Origin of the sequence: Reyranella sp. (assembly GCF_965279625.1) — a bacterium.
Taxonomy (GTDB): Bacteria; Pseudomonadota; Alphaproteobacteria; order Reyranellales; family Reyranellaceae; genus Reyranella.
In genome coordinates this window covers 4,075,956-4,097,463 of the sequence record NZ_OZ257251.1, presented here as the reverse complement: position 1 = coordinate 4,097,463, position 21,508 = coordinate 4,075,956, and the positions used below count along the sequence as shown (strand labels likewise).

The 21,508-nt window shown below is 65.2% G+C and carries 22 protein-coding genes; 9 read left to right on the top strand and 13 right to left on the bottom strand.

The window, feature by feature from the left end; all coding sequences use genetic code 11:
- Positions 1 to 5: 5 nt before the first annotated feature.
- The 3 genes from ACQY78_RS19925 to ACQY78_RS19915 are packed head-to-tail and all read left to right on the top strand — an operon-like array spanning position 6 to position 1,728.
- Positions 6 to 647: a redoxin domain-containing protein gene (locus ACQY78_RS19925; protein ID WP_428677915.1), complete on the top strand. Its 642-nt coding sequence runs from the start codon at positions 6 to 8 to the stop codon at positions 645 to 647.
- A gap of 10 nt (positions 648 to 657) precedes the next feature.
- Positions 658 to 903 carry a hypothetical protein gene (locus ACQY78_RS19920; protein WP_428677913.1) on the top strand — a complete coding sequence of 82 codons (246 nt, stop codon included), beginning with the start codon at positions 658 to 660 and terminating at the stop codon, positions 901 to 903.
- Positions 904 to 1,728, top strand: a complete 825-nt coding sequence (locus ACQY78_RS19915; protein ID WP_428686443.1) for a DUF3500 domain-containing protein — start codon at positions 904 to 906, stop codon at positions 1,726 to 1,728.
- A gap of 12 nt (positions 1,729 to 1,740) precedes the next feature.
- Here the strand turns inward: ACQY78_RS19915 and ACQY78_RS19910 are convergent, their stop codons facing one another.
- Positions 1,741 to 2,796, bottom strand: a complete 1,056-nt coding sequence (locus ACQY78_RS19910; protein WP_428677912.1) for a zinc-binding metallopeptidase family protein — start codon at positions 2,794 to 2,796, stop codon at positions 1,741 to 1,743.
- A gap of 151 nt (positions 2,797 to 2,947) precedes the next feature.
- Here ACQY78_RS19910 and ACQY78_RS19905 point away from each other — a divergent pair, with 151 nt between their 5' ends.
- Positions 2,948 to 4,036, top strand: coding sequence for an ROK family protein (locus ACQY78_RS19905; protein WP_428677910.1), 1,089 nt, complete (start codon positions 2,948 to 2,950; stop codon positions 4,034 to 4,036).
- A gap of 132 nt (positions 4,037 to 4,168) precedes the next feature.
- Here the strand turns inward: ACQY78_RS19905 and ACQY78_RS19900 are convergent, their stop codons facing one another.
- Positions 4,169 to 5,245 carry a PLP-dependent cysteine synthase family protein gene (locus tag ACQY78_RS19900; protein ID WP_428677908.1) on the bottom strand — a complete coding sequence of 359 codons (1,077 nt, stop codon included), beginning with the start codon at positions 5,243 to 5,245 and terminating at the stop codon, positions 4,169 to 4,171.
- A gap of 94 nt (positions 5,246 to 5,339) precedes the next feature.
- Here ACQY78_RS19900 and ACQY78_RS19895 point away from each other — a divergent pair, with 94 nt between their 5' ends.
- Positions 5,340 to 6,341 carry an HAD family hydrolase gene (locus tag ACQY78_RS19895; RefSeq protein ID WP_428677906.1) on the top strand — a complete coding sequence of 334 codons (1,002 nt, stop codon included), beginning with the start codon at positions 5,340 to 5,342 and terminating at the stop codon, positions 6,339 to 6,341.
- A 52-nt stretch (positions 6,342 to 6,393) separates the two neighbouring features.
- Here the strand turns inward: ACQY78_RS19895 and ACQY78_RS19890 are convergent, their stop codons facing one another.
- Complete coding sequence (locus tag ACQY78_RS19890; protein WP_428677905.1) at positions 6,394 to 7,245, bottom strand: endonuclease/exonuclease/phosphatase family protein; 852 nt, start codon at positions 7,243 to 7,245, stop codon at positions 6,394 to 6,396.
- A 132-nt stretch (positions 7,246 to 7,377) separates the two neighbouring features.
- On the opposite strand from ACQY78_RS19890, the gene ACQY78_RS19885 reads away from it, so the two are divergent.
- The gene (locus ACQY78_RS19885) at positions 7,378 to 7,614 is read left to right on the top strand and encodes a hypothetical protein (RefSeq protein WP_422017797.1); all 237 of its coding nucleotides are present in this window, start codon (positions 7,378 to 7,380) and stop codon (positions 7,612 to 7,614) included.
- A 23-nt stretch (positions 7,615 to 7,637) separates the two neighbouring features.
- Here ACQY78_RS19885 and can read toward each other — a convergent pair whose 3' ends face one another.
- The 7 genes from can to ACQY78_RS19850 all read right to left on the bottom strand — a co-directional run bounded on the left by can (position 7,638) and on the right by ACQY78_RS19850 (position 14,186).
- The gene (gene can, locus ACQY78_RS19880; protein WP_428677903.1) at positions 7,638 to 8,318 is read right to left on the bottom strand and encodes a carbonate dehydratase; all 681 of its coding nucleotides are present in this window, start codon (positions 8,316 to 8,318) and stop codon (positions 7,638 to 7,640) included.
- An 11-nt stretch (positions 8,319 to 8,329) separates the two neighbouring features.
- Positions 8,330 to 9,097, bottom strand: coding sequence for a fumarylacetoacetate hydrolase family protein (locus tag ACQY78_RS19875; protein ID WP_428677901.1), 768 nt, complete (start codon positions 9,095 to 9,097; stop codon positions 8,330 to 8,332).
- Positions 9,098 to 9,105: 8 nt separating this feature from the next.
- Complete coding sequence (locus tag ACQY78_RS19870; protein WP_428677900.1) at positions 9,106 to 10,197, bottom strand: sn-glycerol-3-phosphate import ATP-binding protein UgpC; 1,092 nt, start codon at positions 10,195 to 10,197, stop codon at positions 9,106 to 9,108.
- Between the two features lie 21 nt (positions 10,198 to 10,218).
- A complete protein-coding gene (gene ugpE / locus ACQY78_RS19865) occupies positions 10,219 to 11,067 on the bottom strand; it encodes a sn-glycerol-3-phosphate ABC transporter permease UgpE (RefSeq protein ID WP_428677898.1) in 849 nt (282 codons plus the stop codon).
- A complete protein-coding gene (gene ugpA / locus ACQY78_RS19860; protein ID WP_428677897.1) occupies positions 11,067 to 11,948 on the bottom strand; it encodes a sn-glycerol-3-phosphate ABC transporter permease UgpA in 882 nt (293 codons plus the stop codon). The genes ugpE and ugpA overlap by 1 nt, the downstream gene beginning before the upstream one ends.
- A gap of 92 nt (positions 11,949 to 12,040) precedes the next feature.
- Positions 12,041 to 13,360, bottom strand: a complete 1,320-nt coding sequence (gene ugpB, locus ACQY78_RS19855) for a sn-glycerol-3-phosphate ABC transporter substrate-binding protein UgpB (protein WP_428677895.1) — start codon at positions 13,358 to 13,360, stop codon at positions 12,041 to 12,043.
- Between the two features lie 133 nt (positions 13,361 to 13,493).
- Positions 13,494 to 14,186, bottom strand: a complete 693-nt coding sequence (locus ACQY78_RS19850) for a glycerophosphodiester phosphodiesterase family protein (RefSeq protein WP_428677893.1) — start codon at positions 14,184 to 14,186, stop codon at positions 13,494 to 13,496.
- Positions 14,187 to 14,237: 51 nt separating this feature from the next.
- On the opposite strand from ACQY78_RS19850, the gene ACQY78_RS19845 reads away from it, so the two are divergent.
- The 3 genes from ACQY78_RS19845 to ACQY78_RS19835 all read left to right on the top strand — a co-directional run bounded on the left by ACQY78_RS19845 (position 14,238) and on the right by ACQY78_RS19835 (position 17,698).
- A complete protein-coding gene (locus ACQY78_RS19845; RefSeq protein WP_428677891.1) occupies positions 14,238 to 15,002 on the top strand; it encodes an SDR family oxidoreductase in 765 nt (254 codons plus the stop codon).
- Positions 15,002 to 16,420, top strand: a complete 1,419-nt coding sequence (locus tag ACQY78_RS19840; protein WP_428677889.1) for a sodium:proton antiporter — start codon at positions 15,002 to 15,004, stop codon at positions 16,418 to 16,420. The genes ACQY78_RS19845 and ACQY78_RS19840 overlap by 1 nt, the downstream gene beginning before the upstream one ends.
- Before the next feature lie 180 nt (positions 16,421 to 16,600).
- Positions 16,601 to 17,698, top strand: coding sequence for a TonB family protein (locus ACQY78_RS19835; RefSeq protein WP_428677887.1), 1,098 nt, complete (start codon positions 16,601 to 16,603; stop codon positions 17,696 to 17,698).
- Positions 17,699 to 17,726: 28 nt separating this feature from the next.
- Here the strand turns inward: ACQY78_RS19835 and ACQY78_RS19830 are convergent, their stop codons facing one another.
- The 3 genes from ACQY78_RS19830 to ACQY78_RS19820 all read right to left on the bottom strand — a co-directional run bounded on the left by ACQY78_RS19830 (position 17,727) and on the right by ACQY78_RS19820 (position 21,496).
- On the bottom strand, positions 17,727 to 19,241 hold the full coding sequence (locus ACQY78_RS19830) for an ABC transporter substrate-binding protein (protein WP_428677885.1): 1,515 nt from the start codon (positions 19,239 to 19,241) through the stop codon (positions 17,727 to 17,729).
- A gap of 277 nt (positions 19,242 to 19,518) precedes the next feature.
- Positions 19,519 to 19,899, bottom strand: coding sequence for a nuclear transport factor 2 family protein (locus tag ACQY78_RS19825; RefSeq protein WP_428677884.1), 381 nt, complete (start codon positions 19,897 to 19,899; stop codon positions 19,519 to 19,521).
- A gap of 154 nt (positions 19,900 to 20,053) precedes the next feature.
- The gene (locus ACQY78_RS19820) at positions 20,054 to 21,496 is read right to left on the bottom strand and encodes a homospermidine synthase (RefSeq protein ID WP_428677882.1); all 1,443 of its coding nucleotides are present in this window, start codon (positions 21,494 to 21,496) and stop codon (positions 20,054 to 20,056) included.
- Between the last annotated feature and the right edge of the window lie 12 nt (positions 21,497 to 21,508).

Here is a 21,508-nt window from a genome sequence, read left to right as displayed (position 1 = left end):
CACTCATGTCGAAGCTGAATGTTCCCCGTCGTTCAGTGATGATCGGTGGCGCCGCGCTCGCCCTGTCCCCCGTCGCAGCCTTCGCCTCCTCGAGCCCCGATATCGGCAAGCCCGCGCCGCAGTTCACCGCGGTCGACAGCAACGGCAAGACCTGGTCGCTGGCCGACCTCAAGGGCAAGGTCGTCGTGCTCGAGACGACGAATCACGACTGCCCCTACGTGCGCAAGCACTACACGTCCAACAACATGCAGGACCAGCAGCGCGAAGCCGCGGCCAAGGGCGTCGTCTGGCTAACGGTCGCCTCCTCCGCCAGCGGCGAGCAGGGCCACGTGACCGCGCAACAGGCAAACGACCTCACCAGGAGCCGCAACGCCGCGCCGGCCGCCGTGCTGCTCGACCCGCAGAGCAAGGTTGCGCGCGCCTATGGCACCACCGTGACTCCGCACATGTACATCATCGATGCCAACGGCATCCTGGTCTACAAAGGCGGCATCGACTCGATCCCCTCGTCGAGCGTCGGGGACATTCCCAAGGCGACGCAATATGTGCGCGTGGGTCTGGATCAGGTTCTGTCAGGCAAGCCGGTAGCCGATTCCTCGACCCGCGCCTATGGCTGCACGCTGAAATACCCCAAGACCTCGACCTGACGGGCCGGCCATGCCGCACGACGGCTGGCATCCCCACGACGAGTCCGACCACCACCATCACCACGGCCCGCCGACCCGGCGGACCGTGCTGGCGGCCGCGGCGCTATTGCCGTTCGGAGCGGCGAGCGCCCAGACGGTCGATGCCGTCCAGCGCGTCGCCGATGCCGCCACCCGCTTCCTCAGCTCCCTCGACGATGGCCAGCGCCAGAAGGCGATGATCGCCTTCGAGTCGAGCAATCGCCTCGACTGGCATTAAATCCCGCGCAACCGCTCGGGCCTGACCTTGGGCGAGATGCGGCCCAACCAGGCCGACGCGGCCCGTGCGCTATTCGCCTCGGTGCTGAACCGGCGTGGCCTCGACCTGCTCGACGGCGTGCGCCTGCTCGAAGGCGTGCTGCGCGAGCAGCAGGGAAGCTTTCGCGATCCCAGCCGCTACTATGTCTCGGTGTTCGGCGCGCCCGGCCGCTTTCCCTGGGGTTGGCGCTTCGAGGGTCATCACCTGTCCCTGAACGTGGCGCTGCCTGCCGCCGGACACATCGCCGTGACGCCGTTCTTCGCCGGTGCCCATCCCGCCACGGTACGCGACGGGCCCGATCGCGGGTTTCGTCTATTGGGCGCCTCAGAAGACATCGCACGTCAGATCATGGCGGACCTCGACGAACGGCAACGCCAGACGGCAACCATCGCCAACCGCTCGTTCGGCGAGATCGTGGCGAGTCCACAGCGAGAGCAGGAGCTCGGTAACCCGCGCGGCCTGCTGCTGGGCGAGATGAGCAATGGGCAACGCATGTTGGTCGAGGCGCTGATGGACCGTTTCCTCGGCACCCTCGCTGCCGACCTGATGGCCCAGCAAAAGCAGCGAGTTCTGGAACAGGGTCTTGCGACGTTCCGCTTTGCATGGGCGGGCTCACTGACGCCCGGCGAGGCGCACTACTTCAGGGTCCACGGACCCGCGACGTTGATCGAGCACGACAATACCCAGAACGGCGCCAACCACATCCATGCGGTGTGGCGCGACCTCGCAGCCGATTTCGGCCGCGATGCACTTGCCGACCACTACGGCCAGCAGAAGCACCGCTGAGCGGGTAGCCGATCAGGCGGGATGCACCAGCCGGTGGATGAAGCCCAGCTTTTCGATGGCGGGCGGTGACAGAACGAAGGGATAGAGGTCGGGCTGCCCCATGGCGCGGTTGAGGCTGTTCAGCGCCAGCGACAGAGGCAGCCAGCTGTCAATGAGCTGACCGATCTCGCCCGCGCGATACGGGTCGAAATCGACGCTCGCATCCAGTTCCTCGCCCTTGGCAAGTCGCGGCTGCGTCGACAGGCCGAACGCCCGCGCGATCTCGAGCGTATCGACGATGTGTAGATAGTGTGCCCAGGTCTCGGCAAAGTCCTCCCAGGGATGCGACGTCGCGTACTGGCTGACGAAGTTCGACTGCCAGTCCGGCGGTGCGCCGTTGCCGTAGTAGGCTTGCAAGGCCTGACCGTAGTCCTGGCTGTCGTCGCCGAAGAGTTGCCGGCACGCGTCGAGCTGACCGCCGTCGCGCACCAGGCGATCCCAGAAATAGTGCCCGATCTCGTGCCGGAAGTGGCCGAGCAGCGTGCGGTAGGGCTCGTGCATCGCCACCCGATTTTGCTCCCGGTAGGCATCGTCGGCCTCGGCGAGCGCGATGGTGATCAATCCGTTCTCGTGCCCCGTCATGACCCGGGGCGCATTCGGATGCGGCAGGTCGGCGAGAAAGTCGAAGGCCAGCCCCTCGGCGGGTGATTCGATCTGGGTCGGCATCCTGAGCTTGAGCCGAAGCAACGAATAGAACATCCGGTGCTTGGCAATTTCCATTTTCTGCCAGTTGATCAGGTTGTCGACGATCGTGAGGTCCGGGATCGTCCTATTGTGCCGGCAGGAGACGCAATAGGTATCCGACGAATCGGACTCCACCAGCCAGTTGCATCCGGCATGCTGGGCGTTGGCACAAAAACGGTAAAGCAGGTCTCGCGAGGCCAGCGCGCGCCACAACTCGCCTTCCGGCTCGACTGCCGAGAGGGTCGCGACTTCGGGCACGTATCCGAGCTTGTGTCCGCATTTCACACAGACATCGTTCTCGAAATACAGGATCTGCTGGCAGCTCTGGCACTTGAAGAGTTTCATCGCGGACACTTGAAGAGTTTCGTCGCGCTCACAACGCACAGAGCGTCGCGATGTTGCCATGTCGTCCTGCCGCAGGCAGTCAGAGCATCAAGATCGTCGAGGAACTTTCCCCCGGTTTCGGCCGTTCATCAGGCCTTACAGGGAGATGCGCATGAGCGCCCGGACCGGAACCGAAAATGCGACATCTGCCACCAAGCCCCCCGAGACTCCTTCCGTGTTCGTCCACGGCGGCCGTGTCCTGCCTTCCGTCACCGTCGACACTTACAACGAAGAATTGCGCGACGACGAAGGCTTCGTGGGCGACCGCGCCAGCCGCCGGGCTTTCCACGCCATCCTGGCCGACTGGCGGGACCGCCTGAAGGAGCGCGGAGAGGATCCGTTCGGCGACATCCCGATGGAAGAAATCTCGAAGTCGAAGCTCGACAAGATGCTGAACGCCGGCGACCCCGTCTCCGCCGGCCTGGTCCATACCGTCGTCGAGGAGTTCGCCGGCGAACTGGCGACCGTGATCCGTCGGTTCCTGCGGCTCGACACGTGGAAGGACACGCAGCGCATCGTGATCGGCGGCGGCATGATCGGCAGCCGGATCGGCGAACTGGCGATGGGCCGGACCAGCATCATGCTGGCGGCCGACGGCATCAAGATCGAACTCGCGGCCATCCAGAACGATCCCGACGAGGCGGGGCTGATCGGCGCCGTCCACCTGGCCCCGAGCTGGGTTATGGCGGGACACGATGCCATCCTCGCCGTCGATATCGGCGGCACCAACGTGCGGGTGGGCGTGGTCGAACTCAATTCGGGCAAGCGGGGCGATGTCGAGGAAGCCGATGTCTGGAAGCGCCAGGTGTGGCGCCACGCCGACGACGAACCCGATCGCGACGAAGCCATCGAGAAGATCGCCGCGATGCTGAACAAGCTGATCGACCGTGCCACTCACGAGAAGATCAAGCTCGCGCCGTTCATGGGCATCGGCTGTCCCGGCCTCATCGACGAGCAGGGCTCCATCCTGAAGGGTGGACAGAACCTGCCGGGCAACTGGGAAGGCAAGTCGTTCAACCTCGCCGCCGCCCTCTCCGCGCATCTTCCCAAGATCGACGGCCACGACATCTTCATCCAGATCCACAACGACGCGGTGGTTCAGGGACTGAGCGAAGTCCCGCACATGAAGGACATCGAGCATTGGGGCGTCATGACGATCGGCACCGGGCTCGGCAACGCGCGGTTCACGAACCGGGAGTGACTCGGGTCCAACCGAAAGAGCCTAAAGGTCCTTCGCTTCGCTCAGGATGACAATTGGACCGGGATCGACGCAGTGCGGCGATGCAGGAATGTTGTCATCCCGAGCGTGAGCGATGGGCCTTTGTCTTTGCTCCTATCCCATCTGATAGCCGGGCGTCGATTTCGAGATGGCGGTCTCCTCTGCGTCCATGTCGTCGATGATGCCCTCGAACAACGGCGTGGTGAGATAGCGTTCGCCGGTATCGGGCAGCATGCAGAGGATGACCGAGCCAGCGGGCGCCTTCGCCGCCACCTGAAGCGCGATGGCGAAGGTCGAGCCGCCGGAAATGCCGGTGAAGATGCCTTCCTTCTGCGCCAGCGCCTTGGCGCATTTGATGCCATCGGCCCCGACGACCGGCAACAGCTCGTCGTAATACTTCTTGTCGATCGACTCCTGCAGCACGAGCGGGATGAAATCCGGCGTCCAGCCCTGGATCGGATGCGGCTCGAAGGCGGGGTGGCTGACCGAGGGTGAGCCGTCCGCCGCCCGCTCCTGGGCCTTGCCGCTGCCGAGCAGCTGGGCATTTGCCGGTTCGGTGAGAACGATCTTCGTCTCCGGCCGCTCCTTGCGCAGCACGCGCGCCACGCCGGTCACGGTGCCACCGGTGCCGTAGCCACTCACGAAATAGTCGAGCCGGCCGCCGGCGAAGTCGGCCAGGATCTCGCGCGCCGTGGTGGCTTCGTGGATTTCGGCGTTGGCGTCGGTTTCGAACTGGTGGGCCAGGAACCAGCCATTGGCCTTCGCGAGCTCGACCGCCTTCTGGTACATGCCCAGCCCCTTCTGGGCACGCGGCGTCAGCACGACCTTGGCGCCCAGCATGCGCATCAGCTTGCGCCGCTCGATCGAGAAGCTGTCGGCCATGGTGACCACCAGCGGATAGCCCTTCTGCGCGCAGACCATGGCGAGCCCGATACCGGTATTGCCGCTGGTCGCCTCGACCACGGTCTGGCCTGGCTTCAGCGTGCCTTTGCGCTCGGCCGCCTCGATGATGTTGACGGCCAGGCGGTCCTTCACCGAGCCTCCGGGATTGAAGGCCTCGACCTTGACGTAGATCGTGACGCCCTTGGGCGCCAGGGCATTGATGCGGATGCAGGGTGTGTCGCCGATCGTGTCGAGCACGTTGTCGTAAAGCCGACCGCGTCCCGCAGTGGTCCGGATCTTGGTGCCCATTTTCATCTCCCTGTGCGTGGAGGCGAATTCTACGCCGGTTCAGCGGCAACGCGAAACCGGAGTAGGATGACGCGGATTCGGGGGAGAACAAGCGATGAGACGCCGAACTTTATTGGCGGGCATGGGCGCTGTGGCGCTTCTGGCAACGGCCGGGCCGGGCCTTGCGCAGGCGGACTCGCTGCCCTCCTGGAACGATGGGCCGGTGAAGCGCTCGATCCTCGACTTCATTGCTCGCACGACGGCCTTGGGCGGGCCGGACCGGATCCCGGTGCCCGAGCGCATCGCCTGCTTCGACAATGACGGCACGCTGTGGACGGAGCAGCCGATCTACGTCCAGATCGCCTTCGCCGTCGATCGCTTGAAGGCGATGGCGCCGCAGCATCCCGAATGGCGCACCCAGGAGCCGTTCCGGTCGGTGCTGGCCGATGATCAGGCCACGCTGGCAACGCTGGGCGAAAAAGGCTTCCTCGAGATCATCGCGGCGACGCATACCGGCCAGACGACCGAGGCCTTCGCGAAGGCAGTGACCGACTGGATGGCGACCGCCCGCCATCCGCGATTCAAGCGCCCCTACACCGACCTCGTCTACCAGCCGATGCTCGAACTGCTCGCCCTGCTGCGCGCCCATCAGTTCAAGACCTTCATCGTCTCCGGCGGCGGCATCGAGTTCATGCGACCGTGGACGGAGCGCATCTACGGCATCCCGCCGGAGCAGGTCGTGGGCTCGTCGGGCGTGACCCGGTACGAGCTGAGGCCGGACGGCACGCCGGTCCTGCTGAAGGAGCCCAGGATCCAGTTCATCGACGACGGCCCTGGCAAGCCGGAAGGCATCAACCAGTTCATCGGCCGGCGCCCCGTCTTCGCTTTCGGAAACTCCGACGGCGACCAGCAGATGCTCGAATGGACGGCGGCGGGCAGCGGCGCGCGCTTCATGGGCCTCGTGCACCACACCGACGCCGTCCGCGAGTACGCCTATGATCGCCCCTCCCCGATCGGCCAACTCGACAAGGCGTGGGACGAAGCGCTGCGCCGCCACTGGACCATCGTCGACATGAAGAACGACTGGAAGGTGATCTACCCCTTCGAGCTGCGCTGATGTCCGAAGAACAGGGACCGCTCAGCTTCAGATGCGTGGCGCGCGAAGGCGCCTAGAGATCGAACTCGACGAAGACCGGCCAGTGGTCGGAGGCCACGATACCGTAGCCGATCCACGCCTTCTTCACCTTGGGCGACAGGTCGTGCGTTACGAAGACATGGTCGATGCGTCCCTCGCGCGGGAACGAATCGACCTCCTCCTCGCTGTTGCCGGCGGCGGCCCAGGCATCGGCAAGATGCATGGTGGTGCCCAGCCGCCCATAGTAGCTCATGTCGCCGCAGACCAGCGGATATTCCGGATGCGCCGGCGTGAAGTTGAAATCGCCCGCGAGGATGGCGGAGCGCGCCATGTCGGGCCGGCGCTCCTGGAACATGAAGGTGGAGCCGGCGGCACCGTCCCAGGTTGCACCGATGCGCTCGGCATTGAGGACCGTCTCCATCAGGGCGCGGACCTGCGGCAGGCGCTGCTGCGGGCCGACATGGCTGAGATGGACGCTGTAGACGCGCAACGGTCCCGCGGGCGTCTCGATCGAGGCCTCGACGAAGCCGCGTTGCAGGTCGAAGCGGTCGACGAGCTGAGTCTTGGGCAGGAGATGGCCGCGCGCCCAGGTGATCGGCCAGCGCGAGATCACGGCATTGCCGAAGCTGCGGCGGCGGTTGGAGATCCGCCCGTCGGCGCCGACCTCGCTGGCGTCGGACTCCATGGCGCCATGGTACCAGTGATAGCGGTTGAGGCGACCGGCGATCTCGGCGGTCTGGTCGGCGAAAGCATTCTGCGGCCAGCCGGAGACGGCTTCCTGGATACAGACGATGTCGGCCTCGGCGACCGTGTCGGCGATTCGGGCCACGTCGTACTTGCCGTCAGCGCCAACGCCGTAATGAATGTTATAGGTACAGAACAGCATGACACTCTACACAGTTGATTGCAGGGAATTACACCGAACGAGGAGATTTGTACCCTTGGCGTGACGGAGAGGGGCGTACCCCGTCCCCACTTGGCGGATGCGGCAGCCGACCCGACCTGTCACAGTAAGCGGATGCTCAACTCCGCAGCGTCGCTCGCCCGCAAGATCGTCCAGGACATGCATATCTATACCCGTGGCCGCCCCATGCACTGGGTGCCCATGGACACGGTCATGCGCCGCCTGGACCTGAAGGAAGACGCGGCCACCGAGGCGGCGTTCAGCCATGCGACGTCGAACGGCTGGCTGGAACTCAAGGAGCTTCGCGGCGCCTGCCTGACCAACGCCGGCCGCCGCCTCACGAAGGCGTGACATTGAAGCAGTGATGCCGTCCCTCAGCGTTCCTTGTTCTTGAGGCGCGGTGCAGCAATCGCATCGGCCAGGGTCTTTTCCACCACTTTGACCTCGCTCACGGAGACGTGCAGGTCGTGCAGCAGCCCGTCCTGGATGCCGTAGATCCAGCCATGGATCGACAGCTCCTGTCCACGCCGCCAGGCCTGTCTGACGATCGACGTCTCGCAGACGTTGCGGACCTGCTCGATGACATTGATCTCGCACAGGGCATCGACCTGCTGCGCCTTGTGCGGCTGGGCGACGATCATCTCCTCGTAGCGGCGACCGAGTGCGGCGATGTCATGCAGCCAGTTGTCGAGCAGCCCGAGTTCGTGGTTCTTGAGAGACGCCTTTACGCCGCCGCAGCCATAGTGGCCGCACACGATGACATGGCGAACGCGCAACGCCTCGACGGCATATTGCAGGACCGCGAGGCAATTGAAGTCGACCAGCATGACCTGGTTGGCAACGTTGCGATGAACGAACACCTCGCCCGGCAGCATGCCGATGATCTCGTTCGCCGGGACGCGGCTGTCGGAGCAGCCGATCCAGAGCACACGCGGCGCTTGCTGCCTGGCCAATCGGTCGAAGAAACCTGGATTCTGCTCCTCGATGCGCTTTGCCCACGCCCGATTGTTGTCGAATAGCCCTTCGAGAAAGGCTTGTTCTTCGGTCTCAGGCATGAACGAGCCTCTCAGCCGTACTGGTTGCGCAGTATGCCGATTCCGTCGATCGCGATCTCCACCACGGTCCCGGCCTTCATCGGCAGCACGCCCAGCGACGTGCCGCAGGCGATAATGTCACCCGGCATGAGGGTCATGTCCTGCGAGATGCGGCTGACCAGTTCGGCCGGCGGGAAGATCATGTCGTCGACCCGGTAGTTCTGGCGCTCCCGGCCGTTGACCAGAGTGCGGACCGTGAGCGACGCGGGATCGAGGCCGGTCGCGACGACCGGTCCGAAGACGCCGAACCCGTCGAAATTCTTAGCGCGCGTCCATTGCGCGAAGGAGGGATCGCGCTGCAGCAGCTCCATCGCCGTGACGTCGTTCACGCAGGTGTAGCCGAGGATATTGTTCGCGGCCTCCTCGACCGAGACGGCCGAGCAGTTCCTGCCGATCACGATGCCCAACTCGCCCTCGTAGGCGACGCGGCCGTCGTAGGATTTCGGCACGGGGATCGCCTGGCCGTGGGCGGCGAAGCTGTTCGGCGCCTTCAGGAAGGTGAGCGGCTCGGCCGGGATCGCCCAGCCGTTCTTCTCGGCGGCGGCACGAAAATTGTTCCACAGCGCCACCATCTTGGTGGGCTCGGTCGGCGTCAGCCAGCGCGCGTCGGCGGCCGCCACCTCTTCGCCCGTTGCCGGGCCGGGATCGAAGATCGTGCCTTCGTGCAGGCGAACGACATCACCGTCGACGGTGCCGATATGCGCACGCCCGGCATGCTCGATGCGGGCCCAGAGTGTCATGCCGCTTGTCATGCCGCGTCGGGGATACGCTTGCCGGTCTGCGAATCGAACAGATGGAGATGTCCGGGATCGGCCTTGAAGCGCCGCTTCTCGCCGGGCTTGGCCAGCACATGGCCGCCCTGCCGCACCGTGACCAGCTCGCGCGCCTCACCGAAGCGGCCGTGCAGCAGGGTGTCGGCCCCCAACGGCTCGGCCAGCTCGATCTCGAATTCCAGCGGACCGTCGGCCGCCGGGTGCAGATGCTCGGGCCGGATGCCGACCGCGACCGGTGTTCCCGCCGCCGCCGTGGTCGCAAGGCCAATCGGCAAGGTGATGCGCACGGCCCCCGTGCCGGCCAGCTCGATCGCGCGGCTGCCTTCGACCACCTTGCCGGCCAGGAAGTTCATGGCCGGCGAGCCGATGAACCCCGCGACGAAGACGGAAGCCGGCCGTTCGTAGACGTCCATCGGCGTGCCGATCTGATCGGCGACGCCGGCGTTCATGACGATCAGCCGGTCGGCGAGCGTCATCGCCTCGACCTGGTCGTGCGTGACGTAGATCGAGGTGACGTCGAGCTCGCGCTGCAGGCGCTTGATCTCGAGCCGCATCTGCACGCGCAGCTTGGCATCGAGGTTGGACAGCGGCTCGTCGAACAGGAACACCGCCGGCTCGCGCACGATGGCGCGCCCCATAGCGACGCGCTGACGCTGGCCGCCCGAAAGCTGGCGCGGCTTGCGCTGGAGGAACGTGCCCAGCTCGAGGATCTTGGCGGCCTTCTGCACCCTCTGGTCGATCTCGGCCTTGGAGAGGCCGCGGATCTTGAGGCCATAGGCCATGTTCTCGTAGACGCTGAAATGCGGATAGAGCGCGTAGTTCTGGAACACCATCGCGATGTCGCGATCCTTGGGCTCCAGCTCGTTGACCACGCGATCGCCGATCGCGATCGTGCCGCCGGTGATGCGCTCCAGCCCCGCCACCATGCGCAGCAGGGTGGACTTGCCGCAGCCCGAGGGGCCGACGATCACGACGAATTCGCCGTCGGCGATCTCGATGTCGACGCCGTGAATGACCTCGAGCTTTTCGTAGCTCTTCCTCACACCGCGGAGGTGGACTTGCGCCATGGCCCTGCTTCTCCGTCTCGCCTACTTCTCGGTTTCGACCAGGCCGCGCACGAACTGGCGCTGCATGAACACGACGACCAGGACCGGCGGCAGCATGGCGAGCATCGCCATGGCCATCAGCAGGTTCCAGCTCGGCACCCCGTCGACCACGTTGGCCTGGCGTGAGACCGTCATGACGACGGTGTAATAGCTTTCCTTGGTCGTGATCAGCAGCGGCCAGAGATACTGGTTCCAGCCATAGATGAACTGGATCACGAACAGCGCCGCGATCGAGGTCCGGCTCATCGGGAGCAAAATGTCCCAGAAGAAGCGCATCGGGCTCGCGCCATCGACCCGCGCGGCCTCGGTGAGTTCGTCGGGCACACTCAGGAAGAACTGGCGGAACAGGAATGTCGCCGTTGCCGAGGCGATCAACGGAATGATGAGGCCCGGATAGGAATCGAGCATGCCGAGCGAGGCGACGACCCCGTAGGTCGGCACGATGCGCACCTCGACCGGCAGCATCAGCGTCACGAAGATCGCCCAGAAGAAGTACATCCGGCCGGGGAAGCGGAAATAGACGATGGCGAAGGCCGAGGTGATCGAGATCGCGATCTTCCCGATGGCCACGCCCAACGCCATGATCATGCTGTTGGTCAGCGTCATCAGGACGGGCGTGCTGCCGACGCGGCCATACCCCTCGGTCAGCACTTTCGTGTAGTTCTCGATCAGATGCGAGCCGGGCAATACAGGTATGGGCGACTGCAGCATGGTCTGCTGGTCGTGCGTCGAGGCAACGAACGTCATCCACACCGGGAAGGCGATGATGACCACGCCGAGCAACACGACGACGTGGCTCAGCAACGTCAGGAAGGGCCGGTTCTCGACCATCAGTAGTGCACCCGGCGCTCGATGAAGCGGAACTGCACGAAGGTGAGCGCGATGACCACGACCATCAGGATCACCGACTGCGCCGAGGAGCCGCCGAGATCCTGGCCGCGGAAGCCGTCGTTGAAGACCTTGAACACCAGGATTTCCGTGGACTTACCCGGTCCGCCCTTGGTCAGCGAATCGACCACGCCGAAGGTCCCGAAGAAGGCATAGATGATGTTGACGACGAGCAGGAAGAAGCCGACGGGCGAGAGCAGTGGGAAGATGATGTCCCAGAACCGCCGGCCGGGGCCCGCGCCGTCGATCGCCGCCGCCTCTATCAGCGATTTCGGGATCGACTGCAGGCCCGCCAGGAAGAACAGGAAATTGTAGCTGATCTGGTTCCACACCGCGGCGATCACCACCAGCAACAGGGCCTGGTTGCCGTTGACCACATAGTTGAATTCGATGCCGATGCCCTGGAGCATCCAGGCGATGATGCCGACCGAGGGATTGAACAGGAATCCCCAGAGGACGCCGGCGACGGCTGGTGCCACCGCGTAGGGCCAGACGAGAAAGGTCTTGTAGGCGGTGGCCCCGCGGATCACGCGATCGGCCATGACGGCCAGCAGCAGCGAGACACCGAGCCCGATGGCCGCCACCAGGAAGCTGAAGACCACAGTGATCTGCGCCGAGTGGGCGTAGCTATTGTCTCTGAAGAGCTGGGCGAAGTTCTCGAACCAGACGAACTTGGAATTGCCGCCGAAGACATCCTCGATCAGCACCGACTGGTAGATCGCCTGGCCCGACGGCCAGAAGAAGAAGACCAGCGTGATGATCATCTGCGGCCCCAACAGAAGATAGGGCAGCCAGCGGTCGTTGAAGGTGACGCGTTTTTCCATCGAGCTAGACCGTGGCCCTCCCCCTCCCAGCCTCCCCCGCCTTGCGGGGGAGGTGGTCCGAAGGACCGGAGGGGGAAAGCAACAGCAAGGCTTTACTTATTGGCCGCTTCGAAGCGCTTGAGCTGATCGTTGCCCGCCTTGACGGCGTCGTCGAGTGCAGTCTTCGCGTCCTTCTTGCCCGACCATACGTTCTCGAGCTCGCCGTCGACGATGTCGCGGATCTGCACGAAGTTGCCGATACGCAGGCCCTTGGAGTTGGCCGTCGGAGGATTGAGCGTCAGCTCCTGGACGGCCACTTCGCGGCCCGGGAACTTCTTGTAGAAGCCTTCCTTCTCGGTCGCCTCGGCGGCGGCGAGGGTGATCGGCACGTAGCCCGTCTCCTGGTGCCACTTCGCCTGCACCGGCGTGCTGGCGAGGTAGCTCATGAACTTGGCGACGCCCTTGTACTCGGCGGCCGGCCGGCCCTGCAGGACCCAAAGGGTGGCGCCGCCGATGATCGAGTTCTGGGGCTTGGGCGCCACGTCGGGCGAGTAGGGCATCATGCCGATGCCGTACTTGGTCGGACCGCCGAGGCCCTTGTCGATCGCCGCCGCCGAGCCGGACGAGGCGATGTGGAACACGCAGTCGCCGGCCGTGAACAGCGCCGTCGACTTGCCCTCGCGGCCGCCATAGACGAACGTCTTGTCCTTGGTCCAGTCGGCCAGCATCTGGATGAACTTCACGCGGGCCGGGTCGTTGAACTTCAGCTCGATGTCGATGCCGCCAAAGCCGTTGTCCTTGGTCGCATACGGCAGATTGTGCCAGGCGCCGTAATTCTCGATCATCGTCCAGGTCTGCCACTGCGGCGTGAACCCGCACTTGGCGCCGGCGGCGACGGCCTTCTTGGCCATCTCGCCGAGCTCCGGCCAGGTCTTCGGCGGCTTCTCGGGGTCGAGGCCCGCCTTCTGCATCAGCTCCTTGTTCCAGTACAGGACCGGCGTCGAGGAGTTGAACGGCATCGACAGCAGCTTGCCGTCCGGCGTCGAATAGTAACCATAGACCGGGCCGATATAGGCCTTCGGGTCGAACGGCTCCTTGGCGTCGGCCATGAGCTGATAGACCGGATAGACGGCGCCCTTGGCCGCCATCATGTTGGCGGTGCCGACTTCGAAGACCTGCACGATGTGCGGCGCCTGCTTGGCGCGGAAGGCGGCGATCGCGGCCGTCAGCGTCTCGGTGTAGGAGCCCTTGTAGACCGGGTTCACCTTGTATTCGCTTTGCGACTTGTTGAAGCCGTCGGCCAGCGCGTTGACCGTGTCGCCCAGATTGCCGCCCATCGCATGCCAGAACTGAATTTCAGTTTGTGCGAACGCGGTCGACGCGCTCGCGAGAACCGCCGCGGCCGCGACGGAAGTCAGCAGAATCCGTGTCATATCGAACAAACCTCCCAGAAAAATCCCCGGCGATGTATCGACGGGCCGCACGACTGTGATGTGTCGGTTTTGTTGCGGTCTGATGACAGAACACCAAGACTGCGCAGCGAGCGCAACCCCCAAATGGTCGAACCTACGGGAGGGCGGCCAGGATCACGTCCGGCGCGTCGCTGATGACGCACTGCACGCCCATGCCGACCAGTGCCCGGGCCACGTCGCCGTCGTTGATCGTGTAGACGCTGAGCACATAACCGGCCTTGCGGATCTCGACCGCGCGGACCGCCGTCAGGCGCTTGCCATTGGTGTTGATGCCGGCGGCCGACACCGCCTCGGCGCGCCCTTGCCAGTCGTCCTTCAATTCGTCGATCAGCAGCGCCCGCGCAAATTCCGGTGCGGCCTCGCGGGCGGCGGCGAGGGACTGGTCCCTGAAGCTCGACAGCAGCGGCGCCGGCAGCGAGGCCGGCCACAGTCGGCGCAGTGTGTCGACGGTGACCCGCGCGGTCTCGACCTCGCGGCCCTCGCACGGTTTGATCTCGACATTGCAGCCCAGGCCCAGCTCGCCGAAGCAGGCGATCGCCTGCTCGAAGGTCGGCACCGAGGGCGGCAGCTCGGACGCGCGCATCTCGGACGCCAGCCGGTCGACTCCGGTCGTCCGCTTCAGCGACGAATCGTGCATCACGATGGGCACGCCGTCGGCCGTCAGCTTGACGTCGATCTCGACCCAGGTCGCGCCACGGAGGTGGGCTTCGCGGAACGATTCCAGCGTGTTTTCGGGGGCATAGGCCATGGCGCCGCGATGGCCGATCACTTTAGGCAGTTGCAGCATTTGCGAATCCAAAGCTAAGTCGGCTGTCGCAATAGCCGAATGTCCCGATACATGTCGACCTTTCCGGAGAAGTTTCGCCTCGACGGCCGCACCGCGCTGATCACCGGATCGGCCCGTGGCCTGGGCTGGGAGATGGCCAAGGGGCTGGCGGAAGCCGGCGCCCGGGTGCTCCTGCATGGCCGCTCGCATGAGAGGCTGGCGCCGCGGCTGGCGGAGTTGCGCGCGGCCGGCCGGGCGACCGATGGGGTGGTGTTCGGGATGGCCGACCGCACCGCCATGAAGCTGGCCCTGACCGATGCCGGCCCGATCGATATCCTGATCCACAATGTCGGCGAGCGCGACCGTCGCCCGTTCACCGAGATCGAGTCCGACGATTTCGCCCAGCTGGTCGATACCGACCTTTCGGCGGGTCAGGCACTGATCCGGCTGGTCGTGCCGGGCATGGTCGAACGCGGATGGGGACGTCTCATCCTCGTCACCTCGATCGCTGCCACGCTCGCCGCCCCCGGGGCCTCGTCCTACATCGCCGCCAAGGCGGGCCTCGAAGCGCTCGCCCGCGCGCTGGCTGCCGAACTCGGCGCCACCGGCGTCACCTCCAACGCCCTCTCGCCCGGCTTCTTCGCGACCGAAACCAACGAGGCGCTGATCGACTCCCCGGCCGGGGAACGGCTGCGCCTGCGCTGCCCGGCCAAACGCTGGGCCGATCCGTCGGAAATCGCCGGCGCGGCGATCTTCCTCGCCTCTCCCGCCGCGAGCTACGTCAACGGCCATACCCTCACCGTCGACGGCGGCGTCACGGCAACCTACGTGGGCTGATGAAGCTCCGACGACTCCTCCCCGGCCTGCTCACGCTCACCTTTGCACTGCCGGCCTGGGCAGCAGGTACCGACGCCCCCGCGATCGACGGACGTCATCTCGGCCTCGCCTGGATGATCCCGTTCGTCGGCATCCTCCTGTCGATCGCGATCCTGCCCCTCGCAACGCCGAGCTTCTGGCATCACCATTTCGGCAAGGTTTCCGCCGCCTGGGCCGCGATGATCATCGTGCCGTTCGCGGTAATTCACAGCGTGCCGAGCGCCGTCTACGAAATCATCCACCTGCTGCTGCTCGACTACATCCCCTTCATCGTTCTGCTGACGGCGCTGTTCACCGTGACTGGCGGCATCCACATAAAGGGCAACATCCACGGCTCGCCGTCGATGAACACGGCCCTGCTGGCGATCGGCACGGTGCTCGCGGGCTGGATGGGCACGACCGGGGCATCGATGCTGCTGATCCGCCCCATGATCCGCGCCAACGACGATCGCCGGCACAAGATCCACGTGTTCGTGTTCTTCATCTTCCTGGTGTCGAACATCGGCGGCGCGCTGACGCCTCTCGGCGATCCGCCGCTGTTCCTGGGCTTCCTGAAGGGCGTCAGCTTCTTCTGGACGACGGAGCACCTGTTCGGGGAGATGCTGGTCTGCGCCATCGTCCTGCTGGCGCTGTTCTACGTGATCGACAGCTATTGGTATCGCAAGGAAGGCCGCAAGAAACCCGACCCGACGCCCGAGACGCCGGTGCGGATCGAAGGCGGCGTCAACGTCATCCTGCTGGCAGCCATCGTGGGGGCGGTGCTGGCCAGCGGCGCCTGGAATCCCGGCATCCATTTCACTGTCTTCCACGTGACGCTGGAACTGCAGAACGTCCTGCGCGATCTGGCGCTGGTGGCGATCTGTTTCCTCTCGCTGCGCCTGACCTCGCGCGCATCTCGCCTCGACAACGGCTTCAGCTGGGGGCCGATGCTGGAAGTGGCCAAGCTGTTCGCCGGCATCTTCATCACCATCGCGCCGGCCCTTGCCATCCTCCGGGCCGGGAAGGACGGTGTCCTGGCGCCACTGGTCGCGCTGGTGACCGGCCCGGACGGGCATCCCAACGACATCTGGTATTTCTGGCTGACGGGCATCCTGTCGAGCTTCCTCGACAATGCGCCGACCTACCTCGTCTTCTTCAATCTGGCCGGTGGCGATGCGAACCTGCTGATGGGGACCCTCGCCAGCACCCTGGCGGCGATCTCCTGCGGCGCGGTGTTCATGGGCGCCAACTCCTATATCGGCAACGCGCCCAATTTCATGGTCAAGGCGGTGGTCGAGGAGAGCGGCATCCGCATGCCGAGCTTCTTCGGCTACATGGCCTGGTCGTGCGGCATTCTCGTGCCGCTGTTCGTGGCGCTGACCTTCATTTTCTTTCGCTGAAACGCCGGACCCCCGTAAAATCGCCCGTATTCGCAACGATAGAACGGACAAGACATCGCAGGATCGGCTTGGCGCCTTTCCTGCAGGTTCACGTCTGCCCCGGCCTCAGGTAAACCCCAAGGCTCGCCCTCCCGCTCCGAGGACGCCAAGCATCGGGGCGACAAGCTCTAGAACCGCCTCGTGGCCCACGCCGTAAGCGCCTTTTCCTACAGATCCGACCGCATGTCGCCCGTCGCGCTCGCGCTGGCGATCCTGCTGCATGCCCTCGTGGCGGCGGCGCTGTGGTGGATGGCGCAGCAGAAGCCGCCGGTGCCGCCGGTCGAGGAAGCGATCAACGTCTCGTTCGAGCAGCCCAAGCCGCCGGATCCGCCCCCGCCCGAGCCGCCGCCGAAGCCACCCGCGGCGCAGCCAAAGCAGGTTCCGCTGCCCCAGACGTTGCCGCCCATCAATCTCGGCGTGCGCCCGCCGGCGCCCGTCACGGGGGACCGTCCGACCCAGGCACCCCCGACCGACCAGGTCTCGAAGGAACCGCCGGCGCCGCCGCCGCCGCCCGAGAGCAAGGAGGAGCCCAGTCTGCTACCGCAGCCGGAAGTCGTGCCGCCAACGCCCACGCCCCCGGTCGAGGCGCGGGTCGAGCCACCGCCTGCACCAGCCCGGACTCCGGCCCCCGCGCCGACACCGGCCGCCAGGCCCACACCGGAGCCCCCGACGGAGCAGGGGCTGAAGAAGGCGCCGACCCCGCCGCCGCCCGCCCAGCAGGCATCGCCGTCGCCCGAGTCGCCGGTGAAGCCGGCCGAGCCCGTCCCGACGCCGAAGGCCATGCCGCAGCAGCAAGCGCTCGCGGCCCCGCCCCGGCCGCCACCGCCCGCACCGAAGCCCGAACTGAAACCCTCGCCGCTCTCGACCGCGCCGGCACAGCGGCCACCCTCCGCCTCCTCCGCCGAGCCGCCGACGCAGCATCGTTTCGTCAATCCGTCGGACACCTATGCGCGCGCCAAAGTCGCCGACAACTATCTCTCCGAGGTTCTGCGCAAGATCGTGGGTTACCGCTACACGTCGAGCACCCAGAAGCGGCAGGGCTTGACGGTCGTGCGAATCGTCATCGCCCGCGACGGCCGCCTGCTCGGCGCCACCGTCATCAGCTCGAGCGGCGAACCGGAGTTCGACGAGGGCGTGCTGGCCGGCGTCCGTGCCGGCTCGCCCTACTCACCGCTGCCGGACAACATCAAGGGCGCCAGCGCGCCCTTCGATCTGCCGCTGGTGTCGATCAGGCGCTGAGGGAGATTTGCGCCGAAGGAGCCGCCTCTCAGTTCTTCTTGCTGATGTTCCAGGTCATGGCCACCGGCCCGGGCAGCCATCCTTCCAGCCGGTCCTTGCGATAGGCGCCGAAAGCCTTGTACTGGCCGATCGGAACGTAGACGCCCTGCTCCATCACGCGATCAGAGATCGCGAAGCCGATCTCCTTACGCCTGGCCGGGTCACCCTCCTTGAGGAACGCGCTGCGCAGCTTCTCGATCTCGGGATCGCACGGCCAGCCGAACCATGCCTTCTCGCAGGTCGCGGCGGCGAAGTTGCTGGTGCCGGGATTGTCGACGTCGATGGTGATGTTGGTGGTGAAGAAGATGTTCCAGCCGCCCTGGGCCGGCGGCTCCTTGCGGGCGCGGCGCGAGATCACGCTCTGCCAGTCCATCGCCAGGACGTCGACCTTGAAGCCGGCGCGCTCGAGCTGTTGCTTGGCGACCGGCGGGAACTGGTTGGACGAGGCGAGATCGGTTTGATGGAGCATCGTGATCGGCGTGCCGTCGTAACCCGACTCCTTCAGCAGCGCCCGTGCCTTCTCCAGGTTGGGCTTGATCACGAGGTCGCCGTACTCCTTGCCGTACATGGTGCCGCAGATGAACGGCGCGTTGCATACCTTGTAGATCTCGGGCTCGCCGTATTGCGCCCGCAGCAGGTCCTCCTGCGCCAAGGCATAAATCGCGGCCTGACGCGCCTTCGGATTGTTGAACGGCGGTTGCAGGTGGTTGAAGCGCATCAGGGCTTGCGAGCCGATCGCGTTCCAACCGTACAGAGCGACGTTCTTGTTGGCCCTGAGCAGCGGAAAGAGATCGGGCGGCGGAGTCTCGATGAGGTCGATCTCGCCCGCGATCAACGCATTGGCCGCCGTACTGGGATCGGGGATGGCGAGCCATTCGACCCTGTCGACCTTCACCACCTTGCCGCCGGCCAGCATCGAGGGCGGCTCGGCGCGCGGCTTGTATCTGGTGTTCTTGACGTAGACGACCCTCTCGCCGGCCTTCCACTCGTCCTTCTTGAAGATGAAGGGACCCGAGCCGGTATAATCCTCGATCTGCTTGTTGGGATCGGTGTCGGCGACACGCTTGGGCATCATGAAGGGTACGCTCGATCCCACCTTGCCCAGCGCCTCGAGGACGAGGCCGAACGGCTCCTTCAAGGTGAGGGTGAAGGTCTTGTCGTCGACAGCCTTCATGTCGGCCATCGCTTTCATCAGCACCTGGCCATATCCATCGCGGGCGCCCCAGCGCTTGATCGAGGCAATGCAATCCTCGGAGGTGACGGGCTTGCCGTCATGCCATTCAAGGCCGTCGCGCAGGGTGATCGTGTAGGTGAGCTTGTCGTCGGAGACGGTGTACTTCTCCGCCATCTGCGGCTGTATCTTGAAATCTGCGTCCGTGGCGAACAGGACGTCGTAGATCATGTAACCGTGGTTGCGGCTGATATTCGCCGTCGTCCAGATCGGATCGAGGATCTTGATGTCGGCGTGAGAGACCATCCTGAGCGTCGTCTGGGCAGCTGCCATACCCGCTGTTCCCGCCGACCATCCCAACGCTAACGCCGCAACCGCCGCAAACCTGTGCAAATGGGCCATGATTTACCCCTCCGCCTGTCGCAGACCGCGCCGACAGGCTGCCAGTTCCCCTCACAGGCAATGCAATGCGCGTGCCGTGCGGGACGGACGGCGCATCACGATGACAGGAGGCCATGCTTCCGGAGGCGCGGAGCAAGCCGGCGAAGAGCGCCGGGACGCAGCGGAAACGGGCGCTTGGACTAAGGTGCGATCGGATCAGGCCAGGCGGTCATGTCGTTGGCGGATCGAGCAAGACCCAAAGCCGAGAGATCTTGCCGTTTTCGATTTCCGCGACGTCTGTCCCCGTCACGGTAACAGGGCCATCCTTGGGTCCCGCTTGCCAACGCAGGGTTCCCATTCCGTGATGTCCAACGGCCGGCGCAGAAGCCGCGAAGCTGAACGTGGGCCCGAATTGCTCCAGCAGCTTGCCCGCCACATCGGAGATTGCCGCGCGCCCGATCACCACGTTATCAGGTTCGTACATCACCGGCTCCGCAACGAAGAGCTCCGCGACGGCAGCCGCGCGCTTCGAAGCGTCACGCTCGCTGAAAACGCGCTCAAGATTGGAACGCAGCAGGAATTCGTAGTCGACTTTTTGTGCGTCGCTCATTGTCTCCCGCCCTCGCATCTCGGTCCGCAGGTCCTGTCGGAAATATCGAGCAAGATATGTGCCCTGCATAACGACACGACCTGAAAGTTCGTCCTGGCAGGCGAGTTGGCGAGACGCCTCGTCACCCAGAGTCGAGCGCCCATGAAACGCTCGGTCACACCACCCGGAAGTTCTTGAACTGCCAGGGGTCGGACTTGTCGAGGTCCTCGGGGAAGAGGTCGCCGCGGCCCTGCAATGGGGTCCAGTCGCTGTACTTCCCGACGACCGGGCCGAGATAGGGCATGCAGATCTCGAGGTTGCGCTGGAAGTCCATCTCGTCGGCCTCGACGATGCCCTCGTTCGGGTTCTCGAGCGCCCAGATGATGCCCGAGAGCACCGGCGCCACGACCTGGATCGAGGTCGCGTTGTTGTAGGGCGCGAGCTTGCGCGCCTCGTTGATGTCGATCTGCGAGCCGTACCAGTAGGCACCCTTCTTGTGGCCCATCAGCAGCACGCCGAGCTCGTCGCGGCCCGAGGTCACTTCGTCGACGATCAGGCGCTGACGCTTCTGCTGCGTCAGATTCTTACCCGCCAGTTCGTGCATCGACATGATCGCCTGGTCGCACGGGTGATAGGCGTAGTGCACCGTCGGGCGATAGACGGCCTTCTTGCCGTCATGCACCGTCAGGTAGTCGGCGATCGAGATCGATTCGTTGTGCGTGATGATGTAGCCGTGGAACGGGCCCTCGATCGGCGTCCAGGTACGCACCTGGGTGAGCAGGCCCGGACGGTTGAGGTAGATCGCGGCGTCGCAGCCGAACGTGTGACGCTTGCCGTCGGGCGGCAGCGTCTTCTCGTGCGTGCCCCAGCCCATCTCGGCGGGCTGGCCGCCTTCGGAGACGAAGCCGTCGATCGACCAGGTGTTGACGAACTCGCCCACTTCCTTCGGCTTGGGCGAGACCTGTGTGTCGCGCTCGGCGATGTGGATCACCTTCACGCCCAGGCGCTGGGCGAGCTTGCCCCAGCCCTCGCGCGTGGTCGGCACGGCCGTCTTCAGGCCGGTGTCGCGGGCGACGTTCACCAGCGCCTGCTTGGCGAAGTGCGAGACCAGGCCCGGATTGGCGCCATGCGCGACCACGGCCGTCGTCCCGCCCTTGTGGCGCGACTTGAGCTTCATCATCGTGTCGCGCAGCGCGTAGTTCGAGCGGCGCGAGACCGACAGGTTGGGATCGGAATAGCCGCCCGGCCAGGGCTCGATGCAGGTGTCGAGGTAGAGCACGCCTTTCTTCTGGCAAAGCTCGATCAGCGCCGTCGAGGCGACCTCGACCGAGAGATTGAGCAGGAAATCGCCCTGGCCCAGTCGGTTGTCCAAGGTCGAGCGGACGTTGGACTCGGTCAGGCGCTTCTCGACGAACTCGACGCCAAAGCGCTCGGCCTCGTCCTCGCCGCCGCGCATGTCGTCGGTGATGATGGTGATCTGCTCGGGCTTGATGCCGATATGACGGAGGATCAGAGGCAGCACGCCCTGGCCGATCGAGCCGAAGCCCACCATGACCAGACGGCCATGGAAATCGAGGTACTTCTTCGTCGAGGGCTTGCGCGCAGTCTTCTTCGCCATTTCAGCGTCCCC